The following is a 24,696-nucleotide window of genomic DNA, read 5'->3' as shown; positions in this document are numbered from 1 at the left end:
CCCGTGGCCGCTGATATCGAAGATAGCCGCTCTGCCCGTTTTGCCCTGCGCTGCTCAAGCTTTGCCGAGCGCTGGTTCCCCGATTCCTGGGTGTTTGCCGCGCTGGCAGTGATCATCGTCGCCGTCGCCACCATGGCCATGGGCGCCAAACCCACCGATGCCGCCATGGCCTTCGGTGACGGTTTCTGGAGCCTGATCCCGTTCACCATGCAGATGGCCTTCGTGGTGATCGGTGGTTACGTGGTCGCCAGCTCACCACCGGCGGTGAAACTGATCGACCGCCTGGCGCGCCTCCCGAAAAACGGCCGTTCTGCCGTGGCCTGGGTCGCGCTGATCTCCATGGTCGCGTCGCTGCTGAACTGGGGCTTGTCGCTGGTGTTTGGCGGTTTGCTGGTGCGTGCCCTCGCCCGCCGTACCGATCTGAAAATGGATTACCGCGCTGCCGGTGCCGCCGCCTATCTGGGTCTGGGAGCGGTGTGGGCCCTGGGCCTGTCGTCCTCCGCGGCGCAATTGCAGGCCAACCCGGGCAGTCTGCCGCCGTCGATTCTGTCGATCACCGGGGTGATTCCGTTCACCCAAACCATCTTTCTCTGGCAGTCCGGCGTGATGTTGCTGGCGTTGATCGTGATCTCGCTGATCATTGCCTATGCCACCGCTCCCGGCCCCAATTCCGCCCGTGATGCGCAAGCCTGCGGTATCGACCCGAGTTTCAACCTGCCGCCGCTGCAACCGCGCACCCGCCCCGGCGAATGGCTGGAGCACAGCCCGTTGCTGACTATTTTGCTGGTGCTGCTGGCGGCCGGATGGCTGTTCCACGAGTTCTCGACCAAACCGGCGATCAGCGCGATTTCCGGGCTGAACACCTATAACTTCCTGTTCATCATGCTCGGTGCCCTGCTGCACTGGCGCCCGCGCAGCTTCCTCGATGCCGTGGCCCGCGCAGTGCCGACGACCACCGGCGTACTGATCCAGTTCCCGCTGTATGGCTCGATCGCCGCGCTGATGACCACCGTCAAAGGTGCGGACGCCCAGACTCTGGCCCACCACATCTCGACCTTTTTCGTCAGCATCGCTTCCCACGACACCTATGCGCTGCTGATGGGGGTGTACTCGGCGATCCTCGGTTTCTTCATCCCGTCCGGCGGCGGCAAGTGGATCATCGAAGCACCGTACGTGATGCAAGTGGCCAACGACCTGAACTACCACCTGGGCTGGGCCGTGCAGATCTACAACGCCGCCGAGGCCCTGCCCAACCTGATCAACCCGTTCTACATGCTGCCACTGCTGGGCGTGCTGGGGTTGAAGGCAAGGGACTTGATCGGATTCTCGTTCGTGCAGCTGCTGGTGCACACGCCGCTGGTGCTGGTGCTGCTGTGGGCGTTGGGGACGACGCTGACGTACACGCCGCCAGTGATGCCGTAAACGAGCTGGATTGCACCTGCTGCGACGCAGGTGCAATCAGGTTTTATCGGCGGGCGCATCACCAGCGGCCTGACGCATAGGGTCAAGATAATCGCCGAGACGGTTCTCGGTCATACGGGACGAGCCTGCTCCAGAAACGCGACCCGTCGAGACAAGACAAGCATAAAGATTAATCCTACGTATTGCTTCGATTGCGCCTGACATCACACCCGGCCGGTTCCTATCTCCATCTTGCAAATCGCTGAGTAAACTGCGAGGGCTCAAGCACTTTTCAAAGTCAAAACAGCACTGAACAAGGATGATCAAGCACATGTCTTTAATCTCAAAAACGCTGGAAGAGATGATTCACGAAACTTACCAGGATGGTAGGGTTTCAGTCGTCGAATATAAAAAACTGCGTGATGACGCGGACCGTCGTATGGACGCTGTCGTTTGCGAGTTCGGCCTGCACAACAATCTGACGGCACTTCAAAAAGCCATGGATGTGGTGATGCAGCTGGTGCAAACGTCCGTCATCGATGCCAAAAAAGCCAGGCTGACCGATACCGGGGAGGCGATCGTCAAGGACGCCCTCGTTGCTCAAGTGGAGTATTTACGCGCCGGCACTCATCTGGCCTTGAAACTGTTGTAACGCCTCGACGTCCCCTGACCCGTAGATACACGTTCGCGGGGCGAACTCCAAACCCATGAGTCCTGTAAATGCACGATGCAATTGCGAGGCAAAAAAACTGCACGCTTGCTTCTCTGTGTATCGCCGCTGATCCACTATGGCGTGTACCCCATCAACGGGACCACGCTGAAAAGGATCTGAGCATGTTCAAACTCGCAGGACTCACCCTCGCTACCCTCGCCCTTACCCTTACCCTTACCATAAGCGCCGCCGCCCATGCCGATGTCGACCTGAAACTGGGCAGTACCGAACGCGTCACCCGCCTGTTCGCTTACCCCAACAACTGCAACGTCATCTGCTTTCGCAACTGGACGCTGGAGCAAACCGTCGAGCATTACCTGAGCCAAAGCGTCAAGCGCGATGGCTACAGCGCGGCGACAGTGCGGGTCAAAACCGACAACGATCAGCTCTACGCCGAAATAAGCGGCGTTCCCGACGGCTATGAGAAACCGTTGGCCGCACTGCTCGACGCTGGCGATCTGGCCTACACCGGTGCCAGCAAATTGAATGCCGATGGCAAGTGGGCCTTTAGCTGGAACCTGTTCCTGCCATTGGGCATGGCCCTGGAAAACCGCAAGAGCGTCGAATTGCTGCACTTCCCGCCTGATTACTCGTTGACCCAGGCTCAGGACTACCTGAGGTCCGCCACCACCGATCGCTGGGCCACGCTGCTCACCGACAACGGCATCCCCGCCGAACAGACGCCGGGCTACCAGACCATCATCGACATCGCTCCGATTGCCGCGCCGTCCAGCGCCGGCAAGGACCTGGAAGGCGTCTACGACTACTTCAAGGACTACCAGACCACCATGGTCAAGGACGTCAGCCAGAACGCCAGTGGCGCGACATTGCCCATGGTCGCCTTTGGTGCGCCGGTGCGTAACTGGATCAAGCAGCAATATGGCCCGACCGTAAACGTCCTGGGGCTGGCGACCATCAGTCCCAGCGAAGGGGTAAAGGTGCCGGTGCTGGGTTCCAACCACCCGAGTTACATCTGGTACGCCGCCAATCCGGACAGCTACACCGGCGACGATACCCAGGCCCAGGCCGATGCCGCCGGGTTGAAAATCATGGGCCAGGATTTGAGCGCCGCCTGCTGGCAGGCCGGGATGGGCAGCAAACCGGGCAGCGACCCGAACGTTCAGCTCAAAAGCTGCACCCAGACCTGGCAGGTGACCCGCAAAGAAAAAACCTGCGAACTGTTCTACACCTCGATCCGCAACCTGACGCCTGAACAAGCCGTGGCCAAATGCGCGACGACCCCGATCAAGTCCCAGCTCACACAGCTCAAGGTCCCTGCACCTGTGCGTGCGAATTCTGCGCCGAGTCTGTAACGATGAACGGCTTTCCCGCGTAAGCCATGGCTGACGCGGAAAAGCGCGCTTTGCCTCTGTCAGTCGACAAGCTGCAGCGGCAGTTTGCCTGCCGCTGTGGCTGTCCCGGCTGCCGGGGCTGGATCATCGGCTACGATGAGTCGCCGAATGACAATGGCCGGCAGTTTCTTCAACACTGGCATCGACCAGGTCGCGGCTGAAGGCTTTTACAACGCCTCTACCGGACGCAATCGGTACTGCGGCGGCAACTGCTCGAAACCGCTGATGGTCGTGTTCAGGCTCTTCCAGCGACCGTCCTTGATGCCGTAGATGCAGCCGTGGATCGACAGTTTCTGCCCGCGGTGCCAGGCGTTTTGCACAATGCTGGTGTGTCCGACATTCGCCACTTGCTGGATCACGTTGAGTTCGCAGAGACGATCGACCCGCTCCTCTTCAGTGGGCAATTGGGCGAGCTCTTCGCGTTTTTCATAGTACAGATCGCGAATGGAGCGCAGCCAGCCGTCGATCAGGCCCAACTGGCGATCCTGCATCGAGGCGCGCACACCGCCACAACCGTAGTGGCCGGTGACAAGGATGTGTTTGACCTTGAGCACGTCGACCGCGTACTGGATCACTGACAGGCAGTTGAGGTCAGTGTGTAGCACCACGTTGGCCACATTACGGTGTACGAACAAGTCGCCGGGCAGCATGCCGACAATCTCGTTCGCCGGCACGCGGGCGTCGGAGCAACCGATCCACAAGTATTCCGGCGTCTGTTGGCGAGCCAGCTTGGAGAAGAAGTCCGGATCTTCCTGTTTGATCGCTTCAGCCCAGCGTTCGTTGTTATCAATCAGATCTTGTAATTCGTTCATGCAATGAAAGCCTCGTGAATGATGCGCTGATTTGACAGACAGCCGCCCGTCGGGGTCACGCGCGAGATGCAGATTGCCGATGATGCATATTACCGGTGTTCCAGGCCGGCGGAATTCTGAGCAGCCCAGTGGGTCCACCGTAGTAAGGCCCACAGTATGAGGAATTACCATGACTGATACACGACGTCCGTACGATGCGGCGCAACCCGAGCCCATTGACGACAACGAAGACCGCATGGGTACGATGCATGAGCTGGATTTCGATGAGGAAGAACCGAGCGCCAAAATCGGCGACGAGCTGCCGGAAGCGGAGCGCGCGCGACTGATGCCCCGGGAACGCGTGCAGGAAGCCGGCATGACCGGGGCCTCGACCGATGATCATGAATCCACCGACGACGACATGAGCCCGGAAACATTGATCCGCGAAGACGGTGCGCGGGATGCTCATGAAGCCGGTGAAGGTGACCAGGCGGATTGGGATTTGAGCATTGTCGATGAAGATGACATTGGTGGGGGCAACGGGCTGGATGAAGAGGAGATGGCGCGGCAGGATCCGATGGACGGTAATCGTTGATCCACCTGTCCGACTGGATCTAAACGTAGGAGCTGCCGAAGGCTGCGATCTTTTGATCTTTCCATGTCGCGCAACAAAAGATCAAAAGATCGCAGCCTTCGGCAGCTCCTACAGTGGAATCGGCGTTCAATTCGTAAGAATGGTGTTCAGTCGACCAGGGTACAGGCCATGACTACCGCATCTTCGCGTCCACCCACCGCCGGGTAGTAATCCCGCCGACGGCCTATCTCGTTAAACCCATACCGCTCATACAACCGAAACGCCGACCGATTACTGTCGCGCACTTCCAGAAAACACTCCCGCGCCTCGGCTTTGTAGGCAATCGACATCAAATGCTCCAACAGCGTCAAACCCAGACCACGGCCCTGATTCTCCGGTTTGACGGTGATGTTCAAAAGATGCGCTTCATCGAGAATGATCTGCACCACGCCATGACCAACCTGCTGTTGCCCTTCGAACATCAGCCAGATCTGATACTTGCCCAGGCCATCGAGAAAAATCCCGCGGGTCCAGGGATGGCTATAGGCCGCGTATTCAATGTTCAGTACAGCGTCCAGGTCTGCTTCGGTCATTGGGCGGAACGATACAGCGTCACTCATTGGGTTCTTTCCAGCGCGCCATCAGCCGACGCATGGCTTGCCAGACATCAGCCTTACGCTGTGGCTCTTCCATTAATAATTCCAGACCCGGCAGGGCCCAGACCGAGCCCAGGCCTTCGACCTGGAGTTCACGGTTGAATGCTTCGGCATTCGCTTCACCGGCAAAACGTATCGCAGGCAGGCCGATCAGCCACAGGCAGACGCACGGGGCGTCTTCCAGCCGTGCCGAGAGAAATCCTTGAACAAAATCACGGGCGGCTTCCGGGCCCTGATCCAGGGTGCCGCGGGCCAGCAGCGGCCAGCGCACCGGCTCGCCGACGATTTGCGGGCTGTCCGGCAGACCGGCGGCGCGCAGCATGTCCTTGAGCAGCAGATAGGCGGGATCGCGTGCCTGGAATGTTTCGCCTGTGGGTAACTCCACCAGCAACAGGCAGCGACCGGCCCGCAGCAATTGCAGGGCGAAACGTGGCGGCGGCACGATCGGCGCCCTGATCGTGACCGGGGCGGCCTCTTCTTCGACCTTGGCGTTCGTGCGCGTGCTGGCCAACGATGGCCGCGGCACCTCGATCTTCACCCGTTCGGCAGGTTTGACCACTGGTTCCACGGGGGACTCAGCCAATGGCGCCGCCACAACCGGGGCGACCACCACCGGATCGAGCGGTTGCAGCAGCTCGGGCCGCGAAGGCGCAGCAAAGGGCAATTCGGTGCGCGGCAGCCAGTTGACCACCTGCATGGCGGCCAAATAAGCGCGGCGACGGGACTCGATAAGCAAAGGTCGGCCACTTGTGGATAACTAAAGTGCAGGGATTCTACCGCCCTTCGCTCAAGATCGCCCGCGCTGTTGATCGATAGACTTCACCGATAGTCTTTCCACCTATGAAAAAAGGCGACAGCCCATCCCGAGAGTGATTTGCATCGGCCCCGATGCAGTACAATCGCGGCTTTCAATCGTCAGACAGCCGGCCATCCCGATGATCGAACCCAAGCGCGTCTTGCGCGCCCTCGCTGAACACTGGGCACTTCTGGAGCCACTGTGTGAGCACTTCGACCAAGGCACCCTGAGCCTCAACGAATTGCGTTCACAGTTGGCCGCCCAGCAACTGGACAGTACACCGCAGGACATCACCAGCCTGCTGGACGTGTGGATTCGCCTCGACATTCTGGTTCCTGTGGCGAAAAGCCCGAACCGTTTCGAGCTCAACGCGCAGATTCACGATTTTCTCGCTTACCTGCGCCGTGAACACCGCTTGGGCCTGTGCCTGGAAATCGAAGCCTATCTGCGCCATCTCGAGCGTCTGGCCGGCTACATCCAGGACGCCTTCGACATCCGCGACGGCAACGACCTCGCGCGCCAGCTGCGCCTGCTCGACATGCGCGTGCGGGACGTATTGAAGAAGCTCGCCAACGACGAACAGGCCCTGGTGGCCGTCGCCGAACGCGCCAAGACCAGCGACCGACAGATTCCGCTGCGCCAGCGTTACGCTGAAGTGCTGGCGACCTGGGATGAATATGTCGAGCCGATGATCCAGTTGGTGAACGCCGACGGCGCCTTCGAACAAGGCGTGCGCAAGGTCGAAAACGTGCTGCTGAAGATGCTCACCGAACAGCAGCGTCTCGGGCACCTGGTCGATGACGATATGTTGCTGCGTACCCACGCGCGCATCCTCGAAATGCAGACCAGCGCCCAGCTGACCCTGCGCCATGCCCGCGAACTGCTGCTGCCGCTGCGTGAAGAAGCCCGCCGGCACAATGCCGTAACCCGTGGCGCGGCGCTGGCCCTGGCGGCCATCCGGCGCAAAGGCATCGATGCGGTGCCACAAGCGGCGATGCCGATGTTCACCCGCCCGCAAAGCACCTTCCTCGGCAGTGCCAGCCAGGTAGAAGCCTACGTGTACGCCCTGGCCCGTTTCGAGCCGAAGCCGGCGCGCTTCCCCAAGGCCCACAAAACCCAGAAAGACGAAGCCCCGCGCGCGCCACGCACGGTTCGGGAGATGCTCGAACGCTGCGAAGACGCCCTGCCGATGCCGGACCTGATGACCTGGCTGCTGGAGCAGGAACCGGACGGCGCCACCGACGAGTTGCTCTACTGGTTCTCGCGCCTGTCGCGGGAGAAACGCTTCAAACGCGAGCGTCTGGAACGTCGCGATTACCACACTCTCGAGCACCAGGTCAGCCTGCGCTCCTTCGCCCTGCTCTCGGCCCGCGACGCCGCCGAGGATTCTGCGAGCACCCTCTATGCAAGTACTTCCCATGCAACTTGATCTATCCGAACTGTCTCAGCTGGCACCGATCTTTCGCGAGCTGTTCAAGGGCTACCATGTCAGCCGCCGCGATCCTGAGCTGTACGCGCAGCTGTCGAACTTCCAGGATCAGTACCGCACGCTGTTCAAGGCCCTGGGCTTTGAACTGGTCTGCGACACCCGTGGTTTCTATTATTTCGTGCCGGACCTCGCCGCGGCGGCGGTGAACAAGACCGCGCAACGCCTGGCGCTGTTCACTTTCATCCTGGTCGAACACCTGGCGGACCAGGGCCGCGACCCGGTCGCCGTGCTCGACGGTGGCAGCCTTGGTCGCGATGAACTGCCGTCGTTGCTGGAAAAATACCGCGACCTGTTCATCCAGGCCGAAGTGCAGACTGTCGAAGAGCTCGAAGAAAAAATCATGCGCCGCATGACCCAGCTCGGTTTCGCCGGCGAAGAAAATGGTGTCTACCGGTTTCTGCCGCCGATGCATCGCTTCCTCGACGTTTGCCTGTCGGTGCAGCAGGACCGTGATCTGGCGGCCAGCCTGCACAGCGTGCTGCCATTGCCGGCACCGGTACTGATCGATGACGACAGCGATGAAAAGCTGCTGGAAACCGATGACCCGCTGGACCTCACTGACTTCGAGGAAGAAAACGAAGAAGACGCCCTGGCCCGCGCCATTGCCGAAGAACAGGAGACCGATGCATGAGCAAGGAACGCTACGGCATTCGCCGCTTTGCCCTTTTGAATACCGCCGGTTACAGCCTCGGCCTGTTCCCGCTGGAAGAGCCGCTGTCGGTGTATGGCGCGAACAACCTCGGTAAATCCGCCTCGATCAACGCGTTGCAGTTCCCGATCCTGGCGCGCATGTCGGACATGAGTTTCGGCAAGTACAGCCTGGAACAATCGCGGCGCTTCTACTTTGCTTCGGACACCAGCTACATTCTGGTCGAAGTCTCGTTGCCCCACGGCCCGCATGTGATCGGTGTGGTCGGTCGCGGCCCCGGCGGCGGTTTCGGTCACCAGTTCTTTGCCTACGCCGGCAAGCTGGACCTGGCCCATTACCAGAAAAACGACACCTGTCTGCGCCAGAAAGAGTTGTTCACCAACCTCGAGCGCGAAGGGCTGAAAGCCTACGAACTCAAACCGGATGAACTGCGTCGCTTGCTGGTCGGCGGCCACACCTCGATCCCCTTGGACCTGACGTTGATCCCGCTGCGCTCCACCAGCGAGCAAAGCCTGAAGACCTTCCGCGCCCTGTTCATCAACCTGTTGCACATGCGCGAAATCACCGCGGCCAAGCTCAAGCAGCTGTTCCTCGATGCCTTCGAACACAGCCTGCGTTCCGGCAGCGTCGATTACATTGCCGCCTGCGAAGAAGCCTTCCGCGATGTACGACGCATGGAGCAGGACTACAACTCGCTGGTCGCGGCCGGCCCTTTGGTCGAGGCCTTGGCCAACGGTGTGAAACAACGGGACATCCTGCGCGGCAAACTGCACAGGATCTCGCCATTGCTCGATTCCCTGCTCGGCACCTGGTCGGACTACGCCAGTGCGCGCAAGGAAGAGCTGACGATCCAGGCCGAGCACTACCGCAACGAGCAGGATGCCCTGCAAAACAATCAGCGCGGCGGCACTCAGGAGCTGATGCGCCTGGAGCGGGAAATCGCCGGCATCCAGCGTTGGCTCGGCGAATTGTCGGTGCTCAAGCATCGCTTCGCCCTGGTCGAAGACGTCAAAGTCCTTGAGCAGCAACTGCTCGCGGCCAAGGACGCCCACGATGAACTCGCCGGCGCACTGGCGCAGTCGCGACAGTTCAGTGCCGAAGACCTCGATGAGCGTCTGCGGGATCTGGAAAAACGCCTGAAGTCGGTCAGGCAGCAACTCGATCACGCCGACAACAACAGCTACGCCCGTCTGCGCGAAGAGTTCTCGCAACAGGACGTCGAACGTCTGATGCGCCTGTTCAACAGCGCCTTGTTCAGCCTGCCGCTGGGCGAGCATGGCATCACGCTGGATGAGGACGGTGCCTGGGTCAAATCCATGGAGCTGATCCTCGACGGCTTCAAGGGCGAGCGCTTCGAAGTACCGGGCCTGTCCATTGATCTGTCGTCTATCGAACCGCCCGCCCTGCAGGCCCTGGCTGACCGCGCCGCGTTGCGCGATCAGAAAGAGCGTCTGGAAAAAGAACTCAAGCAGCTTAAAACCCAGGCCGCGGTGGCCACCGACCGTGCCGCGAGCAAGACCCAGACCGAAGCCCTGTACCGGCAAGTGCTGGATGCACAGAAAGCCCTGGAAGATTTCCGTCGCGCGCAAACCTTGAGCGCCGAAGAAGGCGACAAGCTGGAACAACTAGCGCAGATGGAGGCGGCGCAGGACGAGTTGAAGCGTTCCAGCGATGCCTTCACCGAGCGCGTCCAGCAACTGTCGGCCAAGCTGCAATTGGTTGGCCGGCAGATCGGCGACATGGAAGCCAAGCAACGCACCCTCGACGACGCCCTGCGCCGCCGACAGCTGTTACCGGCGGACCTGCCGTTCGGCACGCCTTTCATGGACCCGGTCGACGATTCCATGGACAACCTGCTGCCGCTGCTCAACGACTATCAGGACAGCTGGCAGGGCCTGCTGCGCAGCGACGGTCAGATTGAGGCGCTCTACGCCCAGGTTCGCCTCAAGGGCGTGGCCAAGTTCGACAGTGAAGACGACATGGAACGTCGCCTGCAATTGCTGATCAATGCCTACGCGCACCGCACCGACGAAGCCCTGACCCTCGGCAAGGCCCGCCGTGCGGCCGTTACCGACATCGCCCGGACCCTGCGCAATATCCGCAGCGACTACGATAGCCTCGAACACCAACTGGCGCTGTTCAACCGCGAGATCAACAAGCGCCAGGTGTCCAACCTGCAGAGCTTCCGCATCGTGCTCGCGCCGAACAAGGAAGCGCTCAAGCACATTGACCAGATCATCCACAGCGCTGGCCAGTATGAAGAAGGCGAAACCCTTTCCGTCTTCGACCTGAACCAGAGCGCCGATCAGGACAACAAGAACGAAGAAGCCAAGGAATACCTGGCGCGGCTGGTGGCGGCGAATCAAAACCAGCTTGGCCTCAAGGACTTGTTCGAACTGGCATTCGAGATCACCAAGGTCAACGGATCGCCAGTGATTCACACCGACATCGATGGTGCGGCGTCCAACGGCACCACGATGACGATCAAAGCGCTGACCAACATGTACTTGTTGCTGCACTTGATGGACCGCGACCAGGCCGGTCGCGTGCGCCTGCCGTACTACCTCGACGAGGCGGCGGACATCGATGAGAAGAACCAGGCCGCGCTGCTGGAAACCAGTCTGCAACTGGGCTTCGTGCCGATTCTGGCCAGTGTGAAGCCGCAAGTCTGCGCCAGTGTTGCCATCGACCTGGAAGGTGGCAGCGGGCCGAACGGGATCTACATCGACGAGGCGGACTGGAAGTACATTCGTCGGCATGATGAGGTGAAACCAGCGGTCAATGTCGAAGCCGATGAACCGGAGCTGGATGCGGTCTGATCCGCATGAGTTGTTGGCGATAAAAAGGCCGCGATCCAATGGATCGCGGCCTTTTTATTTGGGTACATTCTCGAGGCTTTCAGTGAGTTTGAGGGCCTCTTCGCGAGCAAGCTCGCTCCCACAAGGGATGCTGTGAACACAGAATCTGTGACTGGCACCGTTCCAATGTGGGAGCGAGCTTGCTCCGGGCGGCGTTCCGACGAAGGCGTCATTACAGACGCCAACTCCCTACTTGCCGATCGCGATTTTCGGCGCCCAGGTCAGCCATTCCTCTTCAAACTTGTCGAACAACGGGAACGTCTGCTCGGGGCGCGCCGGACTGCCCATGCGTTCCCCGTCCGGCGTGGCAAAGGCGATACCGCCCTGTATCAGCGTCTCCAGCGATTCGGTTCGCATCGTCGCGCCTTTGAACAAGCCATAGTCGAAACCGAAGCCACTGGAGTTCCAGAAACGTGTGCCGCTGTGCACCAAGGGTGCATATTTCGGCTCGATCAGAATGCGCACCAACACCCGATCAGCGGTCTGGCCCAGCTCATATCCTGTCACCTTGCCCACGGTGATTTCACGATACGTCACCGGCACCCCGGTCTTCAGCGAACCACGGCGGGCAGCGCTCAAGACCAGGCTCAAACCGGCTTCCTGTTGGGCGGTTTCCGGCGGATTGGCCAAGGCCACGAAGTTCTTTTGCGGCCCCAGGTTTTTCGCCGCCGGCTGCACTTCGATGTACTGCCCGGTAACCAGGGTTTCGAGATTGGACGTCTTGATCAGGCCCAATTCAGGCTTGACCACCCAGAACTGACTGCCAGCCCGGGCAATACGCTCCGGCACCTCGGTAATGCGCGCCGTCAGCAATACCGATTGCAGGTCATCGCTGAGGTCGACGTCTTCAATCTTGCCGACATCCAGACCTTTGAAACGAATCGGCGTGCCGCTGCGCAAGCCATCGGCGCGTTCCACCTTGATCGTTACCACAGTGCCTTTCTGATTGGCTTCTTCATGGTTGGCGTGCAGACGGAATCGCGGAATCCGCTTCTGCAATGGCGCTGTTGCCAGCGGCGTTTCGAAGGCGATGCCGCCAGCCATCAGGCTTTGCAGCGATTCACTTTTAACCTGGATTCCGCCGGTCAGTCCACCCGTGAGCGTAATGCCGCTGGCATTCCAGAACCTTGTCGAAGCGTTGACCAGGCCTTCGTATTCCTTCTCGATGTGTACGCCGATCACCAACTGTTTTTTGGTCCGCGAGAACTGATAGCTCTGGACCGAACCGACCTTGACCTGTTTGTAGAGAATCGGGCTACCGACATCCAGCGAACCCAGGTTATCGGTGAACAGCACCAGGTGCAGCCCCGGCGAACGCAAGTCGAGCGGCGGCGCCTTGGGCCGTGCCACGAATTCGCGTTGCGGTGCGGCACCCTTGTCGCCGGGGCGTACGGCGATGTAGTTACCTTTGACCAATGCTTCCAGGCCGGTAATACCGGCGAGGGAGATCGACGGTTTGACCACCCAGAACTGAGTGCCGTCAACCAGGTAATCCTCGGCCAGGGGATCAAGGGTCAACTCGGCACTGGCGGCGGACAGATCCGGATCGATCTTCAGCGCTTTCAGCGTGCCGACCTGAATGCCTTTGTACATCACTGGCGTGCGACCGGCCTGCAGACCCTCGAAGTCACTGAGTTTGACCTTGACCCGAATACCGGCAGCAGCGGCATCGAAGTCTTCGTAGAGACGGAACGGCAAGCTCGGATCGGTGGCCGGGCTGTCCTTGCGATTCTCCGGCGTGGCGAACGCGATACCGCCGGCGACGATGCTGGCAAGGGACTCGCTGCGCACTTTCACGCCCGACAGGTTGGCGTCGATGCTGATGCCGCTGGCATTCCAGAAACGCGTGTGTTTGCGCACCAGCTTGGCGTAGGTGGGTTCGATGAAGACTTTGAGTTCAACGGTGCCTTGATCTTCGGACAGCAGGTAGCTTTTGATCTGCCCGACCCTGATCTGCTTGTAGAACACCGGGCTGCCGCGGTTCAGCGAGCCGAGACGATCAGCCTTGATGGTCAGGTGCAGACCGGGCTGCGCGTCGGACAGCGGCGGTTCTTCGGCCAGCGCCTTGAACTTGCGAGTCGGTTCGCCTTCACCCGGGCTGATCGCGACGTAGTTACCCGACACCAGGGTTTCCAGGCCCGTGATACCGGCCAGGGTCACGCTCGGCTTGACCAGCCAGAAGCGCGTGCTGGTCTTGAGGTATTGCTCGACGTCCTTGTTCATCTCGACGGTGGCGATGACACCCTTGGAGGTGCCTTCGTCGTCGAGTTTGAGGGTTTTTACCTTACCCACGGACATGCCTTTGTAGACGACCTCGGTCTTGTTGGCCTGGATGCCTTCACCACTTTCGAAACGCACCTGAATCTCGATGCCCGTCTCGTTGTAGGCGCGCCAGCCAAGCCAGCCGCCGATGATCAAGGCGATCAGGGGCAACACCCAGATAGCGGACCAGTTCGAGGCCGGTCGGGTTTTCGCTGTAGGCAAATCAGTCATGGTCGTCATCCGACTCCGTGTTATCCCAAATCAGTCGGGGATCGAAAGTAACGGCGGCAAGCATCGTCAGAATCACCACACTGGCGAAAGCGATGGCGCCAAGATTGGCTTCGACGCTGGCAAGCCGTCCGAAATTCACAACCGCCACCAGGATGGCGATCACGAAGATATCCAGCATCGACCAACGGCCGATGAACTCGATAAAACGGTACATCCAGATCCGTTGACGAGCCGAGAGCGGCTGACGGCGCTGCACCGAAAACAACAGCAGCGCGATGCCCACCAACTTGAACGTCGGTACCAGGATACTGGCGATAAACACCACCGCCGCAATTGGAATCATCCCGTGCTGAACCAGTTGGATCACACCGGACATGATGGTGCTGGGGTCGCCTTTGCCCAGGGAGCTGACGGTCATGATCGGGAGTACGTTGGCCGGAATGTAGAGCACCGCCGCGGTGATCAGCAGCGCCCAGGTGCGCACCACACTATTCGGGCTGCGGGCGTGAACCAGCGCGCCACAACGGGTGCAGGCTTGCTCGTCGGTGTCAGCTTCCTGCTTGTTCAACTCATGGCATTCGGTGCAAATCAGAATGCCTGCATCAATCGCCCGCATGGGCATCCTCTCCTGATAAAGCCTGCCAGATCTGATGGGGCGACATCACCACCTCCAACCAGACCTGGACCAACAACAAACTGATAAAGCACGCCAGGCCAAGGCCGACGGTAACGGCGGCCATATCTGCCAGTTTGACGATCGCCACCAGCACGCCCATGAGGTAGACCTCAAGCATTCCCCAATCGCGTAGATGGTGATAAATGCGGTAGATCAACAAGCCGTAGCTGCGTCCGACATCAAAACGAATACTGAGCAATACGGCCAGCTGGCAGAGCAGCTTGATCAAGGGGATTGCCATGCTGCACAGGAACACAATCAGCGAAACACTCTGCATGCCGGAATCAAAAAGACCGACAACGCCGCTCCAGACGGTATCGTTCGACGATTGCCCGAGTAGATTGAGCTGCATGATGGGTAAAAAGTTCGCCGGGACAAACAACAATAGAGCGGCGATAACCAAAGCCAGACTGCGCTGCACAACGTTGTGCCGATGGGCGTAGAGCTCGTAACCGCAGCGAGGACACAGGGCTTTCTCGCCATGGGCGAGTTCGGGCTTGCGCATCAGCAAGTCGCACTCGTGACACGCCACCAAGTCGTCCAGCGGTAATTCTGACAGCCCGGGGGCGTCAACCGAATCTGGCATAAAGGCTCTGGCCTCCGAAAAAGTTGGACCTATTCTAGTGCTCTAAAACGAAAATAACTGTGCAAATTTGTATAGGCCGAAGCGCGCTTTATTCCAGGCAAAAACAAAACCCCTACCTGCATACGCAGATAGGGGTTTCGGAATTTAATCTTGACGATGACCTACTCTCACATGGGGAAACCCCACACTACCATCGGCGATGCATCGTTTCACTGCTGAGTTCGGGATGGGATCAGGTGGTTCCAATGCTCTATGGTCGTCAAGAAATTCGGGTACTGAACCGTCTTTCGACGTTTCAGCAAATTGGGTATGTGATAGCTTTCGGTGTTTTGTGAGGTCTCGAACTTTCGGTTCGTTTCGTCTTCACACACCGCAATCTGGTCTCTTTCGAGTTCACAAATTGCTTGGGTGTTATATGGTCAAGCCTCACGGGCAATTAGTATTGGTTAGCTCAACGCCTCACAGCGCTTACACACCCAACCTATCAACGTCGTAGTCTTCGACGGCCCTTCAGGGGACTCAAGGTCCCAGTGAGATCTCATCTTGAGGCTAGTTTCCCGCTTAGATGCTTTCAGCGGTTATCTATTCCGAACATAGCTACCCGGCAATGCCACTGGCGTGACAACCGGAACACCAGAGGTTCGTCCACTCCGGTCCTCTCGTACTAGGAGCAGCCCCTCTCAAATCTCAAACGTCCACGGCAGATAGGGACCGAACTGTCTCACGACGTTCTAAACCCAGCTCGCGTACCACTTTAAATGGCGAACAGCCATACCCTTGGGACCGGCTTCAGCCCCAGGATGTGATGAGCCGACATCGAGGTGCCAAACACCGCCGTCGATATGAACTCTTGGGCGGTATCAGCCTGTTATCCCCGGAGTACCTTTTATCCGTTGAGCGATGGCCCTTCCATACAGAACCACCGGATCACTAAGACCTACTTTCGTACCTGCTCGACGTGTCTGTCTCGCAGTCAAGCGCGCTTTTGCCTTTATACTCTACGACCGATTTCCGACCGGTCTGAGCGCACCTTCGTACTCCTCCGTTACTCTTTAGGAGGAGACCGCCCCAGTCAAACTACCCACCATACACTGTCCTCGATCCGGATAACGGACCTGAGTTAGAACCTCAAAGTTGCCAGGGTGGTATTTCAAGGTTGGCTCCACGCGAACTGGCGTCCACGCTTCAAAGCCTCCCACCTATCCTACACAAGCAAATTCAAAGTCCAGTGCAAAGCTATAGTAAAGGTTCACGGGGTCTTTCCGTCTAGCCGCGGATACACTGCATCTTCACAGCGATTTCAATTTCACTGAGTCTCGGGTGGAGACAGCGCCGCCATCGTTACGCCATTCGTGCAGGTCGGAACTTACCCGACAAGGAATTTCGCTACCTTAGGACCGTTATAGTTACGGCCGCCGTTTACCGGGGCTTCGATCAAGAGCTTCGCGTTAGCTAACCCCATCAATTAACCTTCCGGCACCGGGCAGGCGTCACACCCTATACGTCCACTTTCGTGTTTGCAGAGTGCTGTGTTTTTAATAAACAGTCGCAGCGGCCTGGTATCTTCGACCGGCATGGGCTTACGCAGTAAATGCTTCACCCTCACCGGCGCACCTTCTCCCGAAGTTACGGTGCCATTTTGCCTAGTTCCTTCACCCGAGTTCTCTCAAGCGCCTTGGTATTCTCTACCCAACCACCTGTGTCGGTTTGGGGTACGGTTCCTGGTTACCTGAAGCTTAGAAGCTTTTCTTGGAAGCATGGCATCAACCACTTCGTGTTCCAAAAGGAACACTCGTCATCAGCTCTCGGCCTTAGAATCCCGGATTTACCTAAGATTCCAGCCTACCACCTTAAACTTGGACAACCAACGCCAAGCTGGCCTAGCCTTCTCCGTCCCTCCATCGCAATAACCAGAAGTACAGGAATATTAACCTGTTTTCCATCGACTACGCTTTTCAGCCTCGCCTTAGGGACCGACTAACCCTGCGTCGATTAACGTTGCGCAGGAAACCTTGGTCTTTCGGCGTGGGTGTTTTTCACACCCATTGTCGTTACTCATGTCAGCATTCGCACTTCTGATACCTCCAGCAAGCTTCTCAACTCACCTTCACAGGCTTACAGAACGCTCCTCTACCGCATCACCTAAGTGATACCCGTAGCTTCGGTGTATGGTTTGAGCCCCGTTACATCTTCCGCGCAGGCCGACTCGACTAGTGAGCTATTACGCTTTCTTTAAAGGGTGGCTGCTTCTAAGCCAACCTCCTAGCTGTCTAAGCCTTCCCACATCGTTTCCCACTTAACCATAACTTTGGGACCTTAGCTGACGGTCTGGGTTGTTTCCCTTTTCACGACGGACGTTAGCACCCGCCGTGTGTCTCCCATGCTCGGCACTTGTAGGTATTCGGAGTTTGCATCGGTTTGGTAAGTCGGGATGACCCCCTAGCCGAAACAGTGCTCTACCCCCTACAGTGATACATGAGGCGCTACCTAAATAGCTTTCGAGGAGAACCAGCTATCTCCGAGCTTGATTAGCCTTTCACTCCGATCCACAGGTCATCCGCTAACTTTTCAACGGTAGTCGGTTCGGTCCTCCAGTTAGTGTTACCCAACCTTCAACCTGCCCATGGATAGATCGCCCGGTTTCGGGTCTATTCCCAGCGACTAGACGCCCTATTAAGACTCGCTTTCGCTACGCCTCCCCTATTCGGTTAAGCTCGCCACTGAAAATAAGTCGCTGACCCATTATACAAAAGGTACGCAGTCACCCAACAAAGTGGGCTCCCACTGCTTGTACGCATACGGTTTCAGGATCTATTTCACTCCCCTCTCCGGGGTTCTTTTCGCCTTTCCCTCACGGTACTAGTTCACTATCGGTCAGTCAGTAGTATTTAGCCTTGGAGGATGGTCCCCCCATATTCAGACAAAGTTTCTCGTGCTCCGTCCTACTCGATTTCATGACTAAGAGATTTTCGCGTACAGGGCTATCACCCACTATGGCCGCACTTTCCAGAGCGTTCCGCTAATCTCAAAGCCACTTAAGGGCTAGTCCCCGTTCGCTCGCCACTACTAAGGGAATCTCGGTTGATTTCTTTTCCTCAGGGTACTTAGATGTTTCAGTTCCCCTGGTTCGCTTCTTAAGCCTATGTATTCAGCTTAAGATACCTAACTTATGTTAGGTGGGTTCCCCCATTCAGACATCTCCGGATCAAAGTCTGTTTGCCGACTCCCCGAAGCTTTTCGCAGGCTACCACGTCTTTCATCGCCTCTGACTGCCAAGGCATCCACCGTATGCGCTTCTTCACTTGACCATATAACCCCAAGCAATCTGGTTATACTGTGAAGACGACATTCGCCGAAAATTCGATTCTTGCTCATAAAGAGCAACTCACAAATTTTACCTTAGCCTGATCCAACACCAGTGAAAGTGTTGTCCAGTCTATCTTTCTATCACATACCCAAATTTTTAAAGAACGATCTAATCAAAGACTAGAAATCAATATTCACAGTGGAATACTCATTTCTAAACTCTAACGTCAGAAGCAGTGAATGGTGGAGCCAAACGGGATCGAACCGTTGACCTCCTGCGTGCAAGGCAGGCGCTCTCCCAGCTGAGCTATGGCCCCGTATTTCTACAGGCGTTTCCCACACAGGCAAAATTGGTGGGTCTGGGCAGATTCGAACTGCCGACCTCACCCTTATCAGGGGTGCGCTCTAACCAACTGAGCTACAGACCCAATTTTGATGCTTTCGCAATCAAACTTGAAGCGTGTAGCTTAAAGCTTGAAGCTGCTTCTATCGTCTTCTTCAATGAATCAAGCAATTCGTGTGGGAACTTATGGAGCAGCTGATGTCGTCGATTAAGGAGGTGATCCAGCCGCAGGTTCCCCTACGGCTACCTTGTTACGACTTCACCCCAGTCATGAATCACACCGTGGTAACCGTCCTCCCGAAGGTTAGACTAGCTACTTCTGGTGCAACCCACTCCCATGGTGTGACGGGCGGTGTGTACAAGGCCCGGGAACGTATTCACCGCGACATTCTGATTCGCGATTACTAGCGATTCCGACTTCACGCAGTCGAGTTGCAGACTGCGATCCGGACTACGATCGGTTTTCTGGGATTAGCTCCACCTCGCGGCTTGGCAACCCTCTGTACCGACCATTGTAGCACGTGTGTAGCCCAGGCCGTAAGGGCCATGATGACTTGACGTCATCCCCACCTTCCTCCGGTTTGTCACCGGCAGTCTCCTTAGAGTGCCCACCATAACGTGCTGGTAACTAAGGACAAGGGTTGCGCTCGTTACGGGACTTAACCCAACATCTCACGACACGAGCTGACGACAGCCATGCAGCACCTGTCTCAATGTTCCCGAAGGCACCAATCCATCTCTGGAAAGTTCATTGGATGTCAAGGCCTGGTAAGGTTCTTCGCGTTGCTTCGAATTAAACCACATGCTCCACCGCTTGTGCGGGCCCCCGTCAATTCATTTGAGTTTTAACCTTGCGGCCGTACTCCCCAGGCGGTCAACTTAATGCGTTAGCTGCGCCACTAAGAGCTCAAGGCTCCCAACGGCTAGTTGACATCGTTTACGGCGTGGACTACCAGGGTATCTAATCCTGTTTGCTCCCCACGCTTTCGCACCTCAGTGTCAGTATCAGTCCAGGTGGTCGCCTTCGCCACTGGTGTTCCTTCCTATATCTACGCATTTCACCGCTACACAGGAAATTCCACCACCCTCTACCATACTCTAGCTTGTCAGTTTTGAATGCAGTTCCCAGGTTGAGCCCGGGGATTTCACATCCAACTTAACAAACCACCTACGCGCGCTTTACGCCCAGTAATTCCGATTAACGCTTGCACCCTCTGTATTACCGCGGCTGCTGGCACAGAGTTAGCCGGTGCTTATTCTGTCGGTAACGTCAAGACAGCAACGTATTAGGTAACTGCCCTTCCTCCCAACTTAAAGTGCTTTACAATCCGAAGACCTTCTTCACACACGCGGCATGGCTGGATCAGGCTTTCGCCCATTGTCCAATATTCCCCACTGCTGCCTCCCGTAGGAGTCTGGACCGTGTCTCAGTTCCAGTGTGACTGATCATCCTCTCAGACCAGTTACGGATCGTCGCCTTGGTGAGCCATTACCTCACCAACTAGCTAATCCGACCTAGGCTCATCTGATAGCGCAAGGCCCGAAGGTCCCCTGCTTTCTCCCGTAGGACGTATGCGGTATTAGCGTCCGTTTCCGAGCGTTATCCCCCACTACCAGGCAGATTCCTAGGCATTACTCACCCGTCCGCCGCTCTCAAGAGAAGCAAGCTTCTCTCTACCGCTCGACTTGCATGTGTTAGGCCTGCCGCCAGCGTTCAATCTGAGCCATGATCAAACTCTTCAGTTCAAACATCTTTGGGTTTTTAAGAAACCCTAAACTTGGCTCAGCAATCGTTGGTTACATCTTTGATTTCTCGCGGAGTAACTTGTGATGCTGATAATCTTGTTGACTATCAGTCTGACTCCACAAGCACCCACACGAATTGCTTGATTCAGTTGTTAAAGAGCGGTTGGTTAAGATCTTTCGTCTCAACCGAGGCGCGCATTCTACGCTTTCCTCTGCTGCTGTCAAGCGGTTATTTTCAGAAGTTTTCAAAGTTTCCTTTGCAACTTCAACCACTTGCGCTTCCGATCTCTCGTTAGCGGGAGGCGAATTCTACAGCGTTACTCGCTGCTGTCAACACCTCTTTTTCTCCGCTTTCGACCGAGAAGATCGAACCGTCAAAAGAGCCAAACATCACCGCTCTTTCAACTCCTTCTGGGCTTCGATGAACTGAAGCAACTCGCTGTCGAAAACTGCGTAACTCTTTGTTTACCAAGGAGTTTTCCGTTTCGACTGCGCCGGAAGTGGGGCGAATTATAGACTTACAGAATCTGCCGTCAACCTTTAATTACACCTTTCGTGCAGAAGGTGTCTTTTTAGCGATTAGTCGTGGGATTCGGCGGGCTACGGGCGGTAACCGCAGCACTAATAGCAACACACCTATAGAAGCATAGATCGCCCACTCCTTCAGGTCGGCGCGCACAATCCATAGCATATGCAACAAACCAAGCCCGAGAATCACATAGACCAGCCGATGCAGTTTCTTCCAGCGCGCCCCCAAACGCCGCTGACTGTATCGATTGGAGGTCACCGCCAACGCAAGCAAACAGAGAAAGCCCAGCGCCCCGACAATAATGTACGGCCGCTTGCGCAACTCGACACCCAGCTGCGACCAATCGAAGCCGAGGATGAACGCCGTATAACCACTCATATGCAGCACTACGTAGGCGAAACACCACAATCCCAGTTGTCGCCGAACAGCAATCCACCCCGCCCAACCGGTGAGTTTCTGCAGAGGCGTCATGCTCAAGGTAATCAGCAGCAACACCAGCGTCCCCAAGCCCAGACGGTCAACCAAAACCTTGCCTGGATCGGGCCCCAGCACATCCTCCCAGGCCTGATACAACCAAAGCAGTGGCCACACCGCGGCGGCGATGAAGACCCCGATTCGCCAGAACGGATATCGCATCAGTAGTTTTTCCGCAGATCGAGCCCTGTATATAAAGAAGCGACTTCATCCGAGTAGCCGTTGAACATCTGCGTGTCACGCACATTGGGCTTGAACAGACCACTGGGCAACCGTCTTTCACGGGCCTGGGTCCAGCGCGGGTGATCGACCGTGGGATTCACGTTTGCATAAAAGCCATATTCATCCGAAGCAATGCTCTGCCAGGTGGTTTTTGGCTGCTCGCTGACCAGACTGATCCGCACGATGGATTTGATGCTCTTGAAGCCGTACTTCCACGGCACCACCAGACGCAGTGGCGCGCCATTCTGGTTAGGCAGCTCACGCCCGTACATGCCCACTGCAAGAATGGCCAAAGGATTCATTGCCTCATCCAGACGCAACCCCTCTACATAAGGCCAGTCGATCAAGGCAAAACCAGAGCGCTGCCCCGGCATGGTTTTGGGATCCTGCAGGGTTTCGAAACGAATGAACCTGGCCTTGGAGGTCGGTTCGACTTCCTTGAGCAAAGCCGAGATGGGAAAACCGATCCACGGGATGACCATCGACCAGGCTTCCACGCAGCGAAGACGGTAAATGCGCTCTTCCAGCTGATAGGGCTTCATGAGGTCCTCCAGCGCATACCGTCCCGGCCTACCCACCTCGCCGTCCACCACCACACTCCAGGGTTCGGTCTTCAACGCACCGGCGTTCGCCGCCGGATCACCTTTATCGGCGCCGAACTCGTAGAAATTGTTGTAGTGGGTTGCATCCTTGAACGGCGTGACTGCCTCATCCTTGACGTTCACCGCCCCCCACTGGGTAGCAGGAAGCTTTTCGGCAAACCAGGATGGCGCCTTGCCAGGCTCTACGCCTGGATAACGCGCAGCATCGGCGGCGCTCGCCCACCGTGGCAGGCTGCTCACAGCCAGACCGGCGACAGCGGCACTCAGCACATTGCGTCGAGATAGATAGAAGGGTTCGGGCGTGACGTCCGACTCATGACAGTCAGACGCCTTGGGGACTTTGATCAGCATGACAACTCCGCAGCATTGGAGGACCTATGTACCAATAGACTGCGGAGTATGGGGGAAATTACACGTTCTTGTGCCGACGAAGTCGTAACAGATATTGCACCGGACCAGAGGCTGCATAGGCGAGGAAAACCAGCAGCAGAATGCGCGGCGGATCGCTGAACACGACGGCAAACACCAGGACCACGGCGAGGATCGCCACGAAGGGCACACGCCCCTTCAAGTCCAGCTCCTTGAAGCTGTTGTACTTGATGTTGCTGACCATCAGCATGCCAGCGGCCGCGACCATCAACGCCACCAGGAAGGACATCTTCGAGCCCTGGATGCCGTAGTCGCTGAACGCCCAGACGATGCCTGCGACCACACCCGCGGCAGCCGGACTGGCCAGGCCGATGAAGTAGCGTTTATCCGCGGTGCCGACCTGGGTGTTGAAACGCGCCAGACGCAAGGCCGCGCCTGCGACATAGATGAACGCAACCATCCAGCCGACCTTGCCCATGTCGCCCAAGGCCCAGCCGAATGCCAGCAAAGCCGGCGCGACACCAAAGGCCACCATGTCCGACAGCGAATCGTACTCGGCGCCGAAGGCGCTCTGGGTATTGGTCATTCGGGCAACGCGACCATCGAGGCCGTCGAGCACCATGGCGACGAAAATCGCGATCGCGGCAAAGGCAAAATACTTGCTCGCGCCGATGGCGTCGCCGGCACTCAAGGCGCTTTGGGCGCTCATCGAGTTGATGATCGAATAGAAACCCGCGAACAGGTTCGCAGTGGTGAACAGATTCGGCAGAAGATAGATACCACGATGCCGGACTTTACGGCCTTCAGCGTCATGCCCTTCCTCGATATGTTCATCGATGGGCAGCAGGCTTTCGGCGTCAGAAGCCTGGTTTGGCTCTTCGGGACGTTCGCTCATGGACATTACCTTGCAACAGGGTGGAGAGTTTTGACAGGCGTCTGGGACGAGGGTTCGGCCGCAAACGATGCAGCTTTATACCAGAACCGGCCCCCCAAACGAAAAAACGCGGCCTAGGCCGCGTTTTCCGTACAAGTGCGCGACTTAGTTTTTGGCTTTGTCGACGATCTTGTTGGCACCGATCCACGGCATCATGGAGCGCAGTTGCTCGCCGATGATTTCGATACCGTGAGCGGCGTTGTTGCGACGCTTGGCGGTCATCGAAGGATAGCCGGTCGCGCCTTCGCTGATGAACATCTTGGCGTATTCGCCGTCCTGAATACGTTTCAGGGCGTTGCGCATGGCCTGACGGGATTCGGCGTTGATCACTTCCGGACCGGTCACGTACTCGCCGTACTCGGCATTGTTGGAGATCGAGTAGTTCATGTTGGCGATACCGCCTTCGTACATGAGGTCAACGATCAGCTTCAGTTCGTGCAGGCATTCGAAGTAGGCCATTTCCGGCGCGTAGCCAGCTTCAACCAGGGTTTCGAAACCGGCTTTGACCAGCTCGACGGTACCGCCGCACAGAACGGCTTGTTCGCCGAACAGGTCGGTTTCGGTCTCGTCCTTGAAGGTGGTTTCGATGATGCCGGTACGACCGCCACCAACGCCGGCGGCGTAGGACAGTGCGACGTTCTTGGCGTTGCCCGAAGCATCCTGGTAGATAGCGATCAGGTCAGGGATACCACCGCCTTTGACGAATTCGGAACGCACGGTGTGGCCCGGTGCTTTCGGCGCGATCATGATCACGTCGAGGTCGGCGCGCGGAACAACCTGGTTGTAGTGGATCGCGAAGCCGTGGGAGAAGGCCAGGGTGGCGCCTTGCTTGATGTTCGGCTCGATTTCGTTCTTGTACAGCGCGGACTGGAACTCGTCCGGGGTCAGGATCATGACCAGGTCGGCAGCGGCTACGGCGGAAGCAACGTCAGTCACTTTCAGGCCGTGAGCTTCGGCTTTGGCCACGGTGGCCGAACCTTTACGCAGGCCAACGGTAACGTCAACGCCGGAGTCTTTCAGGTTGCACGCTTGAGCGTGGCCCTGGGAACCGTAACCGATGATGGCAACTTTCTTGCCCTGGATGATCGACAGGTCGCAGTCTTTTTCGTAATAAACTTTCATGAAATTCCCCTATATA

Annotated in this window: 17 protein-coding genes, 2 tRNA genes, 3 rRNA genes and 1 pseudogene; 8 read left to right on the top strand and 15 right to left on the bottom strand. The window is 57.5% G+C overall.

Annotation, left to right across the window (positions count from 1 at the left end; translation table 11 throughout):
- The first annotated feature begins 3 nt into the window (after positions 1-3).
- The 4 genes and pseudogenes from ACA067_RS03990 to ACA067_RS03975 form a co-directional block, all read left to right on the top strand.
- A complete protein-coding gene (locus tag ACA067_RS03990; RefSeq protein WP_497460693.1) occupies positions 4-1,422 on the top strand; it encodes a short-chain fatty acid transporter in 1,419 nt (472 codons plus the stop codon).
- A gap of 310 nt (positions 1,423-1,732) precedes the next feature.
- A complete protein-coding gene (locus ACA067_RS03985) occupies positions 1,733-2,053 on the top strand; it encodes a hypothetical protein (protein WP_497460692.1) in 321 nt (106 codons plus the stop codon).
- Between the two features lie 182 nt (positions 2,054-2,235).
- Positions 2,236-3,426 (top strand): hypothetical protein, encoded by a 1,191-nt coding sequence (locus ACA067_RS03980; RefSeq protein ID WP_497460691.1) that lies wholly within the window; start codon positions 2,236-2,238, stop codon positions 3,424-3,426.
- 65 nt (positions 3,427-3,491) lie between these two features.
- Positions 3,492-3,626 (top strand): annotated as a pseudogene (locus tag ACA067_RS03975) (lysine methyltransferase); the annotation flags it as partial.
- Positions 3,627-3,632: 6 nt separating this feature from the next.
- Here the strand turns inward: ACA067_RS03975 and can are convergent.
- Positions 3,633-4,277, bottom strand: coding sequence for a carbonate dehydratase (can, locus tag ACA067_RS03970; RefSeq protein WP_338921788.1), 645 nt, complete (start codon positions 4,275-4,277; stop codon positions 3,633-3,635).
- Between the two features lie 169 nt (positions 4,278-4,446).
- Between can and ACA067_RS03965 the strand changes: the two genes are divergently transcribed.
- On the top strand, positions 4,447-4,851 hold the full coding sequence (locus tag ACA067_RS03965) for a serine kinase/phosphatase (protein ID WP_497460690.1): 405 nt from the start codon (positions 4,447-4,449) through the stop codon (positions 4,849-4,851).
- 146 nt (positions 4,852-4,997) lie between these two features.
- Here the strand turns inward: ACA067_RS03965 and rimI are convergent, their stop codons facing one another.
- Together rimI and ACA067_RS03955 are read right to left on the bottom strand one after the other, a co-directional pair.
- Positions 4,998-5,450 (bottom strand): ribosomal protein S18-alanine N-acetyltransferase, encoded by a 453-nt coding sequence (rimI, locus tag ACA067_RS03960; protein ID WP_497460689.1) that lies wholly within the window; start codon positions 5,448-5,450, stop codon positions 4,998-5,000.
- Positions 5,443-6,183, bottom strand: coding sequence for an energy transducer TonB (locus ACA067_RS03955; RefSeq protein WP_497462726.1), 741 nt, complete (start codon positions 6,181-6,183; stop codon positions 5,443-5,445). Before ACA067_RS03955 ends, rimI begins: the two co-directional genes overlap by 8 nt.
- A gap of 238 nt (positions 6,184-6,421) precedes the next feature.
- On the opposite strand from ACA067_RS03955, the gene mksB reads away from it, so the two are divergent.
- From mksB to mksF, 3 genes are read left to right on the top strand one after another with little or no spacing between them, the layout of a single operon-like run.
- Complete coding sequence (mksB, locus tag ACA067_RS03950) at positions 6,422-7,711, top strand: Mks condensin complex protein MksB (protein WP_497460688.1); 1,290 nt, start codon at positions 6,422-6,424, stop codon at positions 7,709-7,711.
- Positions 7,701-8,402, top strand: coding sequence for an Mks condensin complex protein MksE (gene mksE, locus ACA067_RS03945; RefSeq protein WP_497460687.1), 702 nt, complete (start codon positions 7,701-7,703; stop codon positions 8,400-8,402). Before mksB ends, mksE begins: the two co-directional genes overlap by 11 nt.
- Positions 8,399-11,239, top strand: coding sequence for an Mks condensin complex protein MksF (gene mksF / locus ACA067_RS03940; RefSeq protein ID WP_497460686.1), 2,841 nt, complete (start codon positions 8,399-8,401; stop codon positions 11,237-11,239). Before mksE ends, mksF begins: the two co-directional genes overlap by 4 nt.
- A gap of 228 nt (positions 11,240-11,467) precedes the next feature.
- Here the strand turns inward: mksF and ACA067_RS03935 are convergent, their stop codons facing one another.
- The 12 genes from ACA067_RS03935 to ilvC all read right to left on the bottom strand — a co-directional run bounded on the left by ACA067_RS03935 (position 11,468) and on the right by ilvC (position 24,680).
- Positions 11,468-13,771 (bottom strand): PqiB family protein, encoded by a 2,304-nt coding sequence (locus tag ACA067_RS03935; RefSeq protein WP_497460685.1) that lies wholly within the window; start codon positions 13,769-13,771, stop codon positions 11,468-11,470.
- A complete protein-coding gene (locus ACA067_RS03930) occupies positions 13,764-14,387 on the bottom strand; it encodes a paraquat-inducible protein A (RefSeq protein ID WP_497460684.1) in 624 nt (207 codons plus the stop codon). The genes ACA067_RS03935 and ACA067_RS03930 overlap by 8 nt, the downstream gene beginning before the upstream one ends.
- Positions 14,374-15,033: a paraquat-inducible protein A gene (locus ACA067_RS03925; RefSeq protein ID WP_497460683.1), complete on the bottom strand. Its 660-nt coding sequence runs from the start codon at positions 15,031-15,033 to the stop codon at positions 14,374-14,376. The genes ACA067_RS03930 and ACA067_RS03925 overlap by 14 nt, the downstream gene beginning before the upstream one ends.
- A 148-nt stretch (positions 15,034-15,181) precedes the next feature.
- Positions 15,182-15,297: ribosomal RNA gene (gene rrf / locus ACA067_RS03920) — 5S ribosomal RNA — on the bottom strand.
- 151 nt (positions 15,298-15,448) lie between these two features.
- Positions 15,449-18,341 (bottom strand): 23S ribosomal RNA (locus ACA067_RS03915).
- A 239-nt stretch (positions 18,342-18,580) separates the two neighbouring features.
- A tRNA-Ala gene (locus ACA067_RS03910) sits at positions 18,581-18,656 on the bottom strand.
- Positions 18,657-18,690: 34 nt separating this feature from the next.
- Positions 18,691-18,767 (bottom strand) — tRNA-Ile (locus ACA067_RS03905).
- Positions 18,768-18,891: 124 nt separating this feature from the next.
- Positions 18,892-20,428 (bottom strand): 16S ribosomal RNA (locus tag ACA067_RS03900).
- The 16S, 23S and 5S rRNA genes sit together here with 2 tRNA genes alongside, the layout of an rRNA operon.
- Before the next feature lie 544 nt (positions 20,429-20,972).
- The gene (msrQ, locus tag ACA067_RS03895) at positions 20,973-21,593 is read right to left on the bottom strand and encodes a protein-methionine-sulfoxide reductase heme-binding subunit MsrQ (protein ID WP_497460682.1); all 621 of its coding nucleotides are present in this window, start codon (positions 21,591-21,593) and stop codon (positions 20,973-20,975) included.
- Positions 21,593-22,606 (bottom strand): protein-methionine-sulfoxide reductase catalytic subunit MsrP, encoded by a 1,014-nt coding sequence (msrP, locus tag ACA067_RS03890; protein ID WP_497460681.1) that lies wholly within the window; start codon positions 22,604-22,606, stop codon positions 21,593-21,595. The genes msrQ and msrP overlap by 1 nt, the downstream gene beginning before the upstream one ends.
- Before the next feature lie 58 nt (positions 22,607-22,664).
- Positions 22,665-23,519: a CDP-diacylglycerol--serine O-phosphatidyltransferase gene (pssA, locus tag ACA067_RS03885; RefSeq protein ID WP_497460680.1), complete on the bottom strand. Its 855-nt coding sequence runs from the start codon at positions 23,517-23,519 to the stop codon at positions 22,665-22,667.
- 144 nt (positions 23,520-23,663) lie between these two features.
- Complete coding sequence (ilvC, locus tag ACA067_RS03880) at positions 23,664-24,680, bottom strand: ketol-acid reductoisomerase (protein ID WP_122540428.1); 1,017 nt, start codon at positions 24,678-24,680, stop codon at positions 23,664-23,666.
- Positions 24,681-24,696 lie beyond the last annotated feature (16 nt).

This window comes from Pseudomonas sp. LBUM1674 (genome assembly GCF_059695635.1).
This window is presented reverse-complemented; position numbering and strand designations above follow the sequence as displayed.

Excerpts from the sequence above, each read along its gene's own strand:
- ACA067_RS03985 (WP_497460692.1), top strand. The coding sequence starts at position 1,733 with ATGTCTTTAATCTCAAAAACGCTGGAAGAGATGATTCACGAAACTTAC.
- ACA067_RS03980 (WP_497460691.1), top strand. The coding sequence starts at position 2,236 with ATGTTCAAACTCGCAGGACTCACCCTCGCTACCCTCGCCCTTACCCTT.
- can (WP_338921788.1), bottom strand. The coding sequence starts at position 4,277 with ATGAACGAATTACAAGATCTGATTGATAACAACGAACGCTGGGCTGAA.
- ACA067_RS03965 (WP_497460690.1), top strand. The coding sequence starts at position 4,447 with ATGACTGATACACGACGTCCGTACGATGCGGCGCAACCCGAGCCCATT.
- rimI (WP_497460689.1), bottom strand. The coding sequence starts at position 5,450 with ATGAGTGACGCTGTATCGTTCCGCCCAATGACCGAAGCAGACCTGGAC.
- ACA067_RS03955 (WP_497462726.1), bottom strand. The coding sequence starts at position 6,183 with ATGCAGGTGGTCAACTGGCTGCCGCGCACCGAATTGCCCTTTGCTGCG.
- mksB (WP_497460688.1), top strand. The coding sequence starts at position 6,422 with ATGATCGAACCCAAGCGCGTCTTGCGCGCCCTCGCTGAACACTGGGCA.
- mksE (WP_497460687.1), top strand. The coding sequence starts at position 7,701 with ATGCAACTTGATCTATCCGAACTGTCTCAGCTGGCACCGATCTTTCGC.
- mksF (WP_497460686.1), top strand. The coding sequence starts at position 8,399 with ATGAGCAAGGAACGCTACGGCATTCGCCGCTTTGCCCTTTTGAATACC.
- ACA067_RS03935 (WP_497460685.1), bottom strand. The coding sequence starts at position 13,771 with ATGACTGATTTGCCTACAGCGAAAACCCGACCGGCCTCGAACTGGTCC.
- ACA067_RS03930 (WP_497460684.1), bottom strand. The coding sequence starts at position 14,387 with ATGCGGGCGATTGATGCAGGCATTCTGATTTGCACCGAATGCCATGAG.
- ACA067_RS03925 (WP_497460683.1), bottom strand. The coding sequence starts at position 15,033 with ATGCCAGATTCGGTTGACGCCCCCGGGCTGTCAGAATTACCGCTGGAC.
- msrQ (WP_497460682.1), bottom strand. The coding sequence starts at position 21,593 with ATGCGATATCCGTTCTGGCGAATCGGGGTCTTCATCGCCGCCGCGGTG.
- msrP (WP_497460681.1), bottom strand. The coding sequence starts at position 22,606 with ATGCTGATCAAAGTCCCCAAGGCGTCTGACTGTCATGAGTCGGACGTC.
- pssA (WP_497460680.1), bottom strand. The coding sequence starts at position 23,519 with ATGAGCGAACGTCCCGAAGAGCCAAACCAGGCTTCTGACGCCGAAAGC.
- ilvC (WP_122540428.1), bottom strand. The coding sequence starts at position 24,680 with ATGAAAGTTTATTACGAAAAAGACTGCGACCTGTCGATCATCCAGGGC.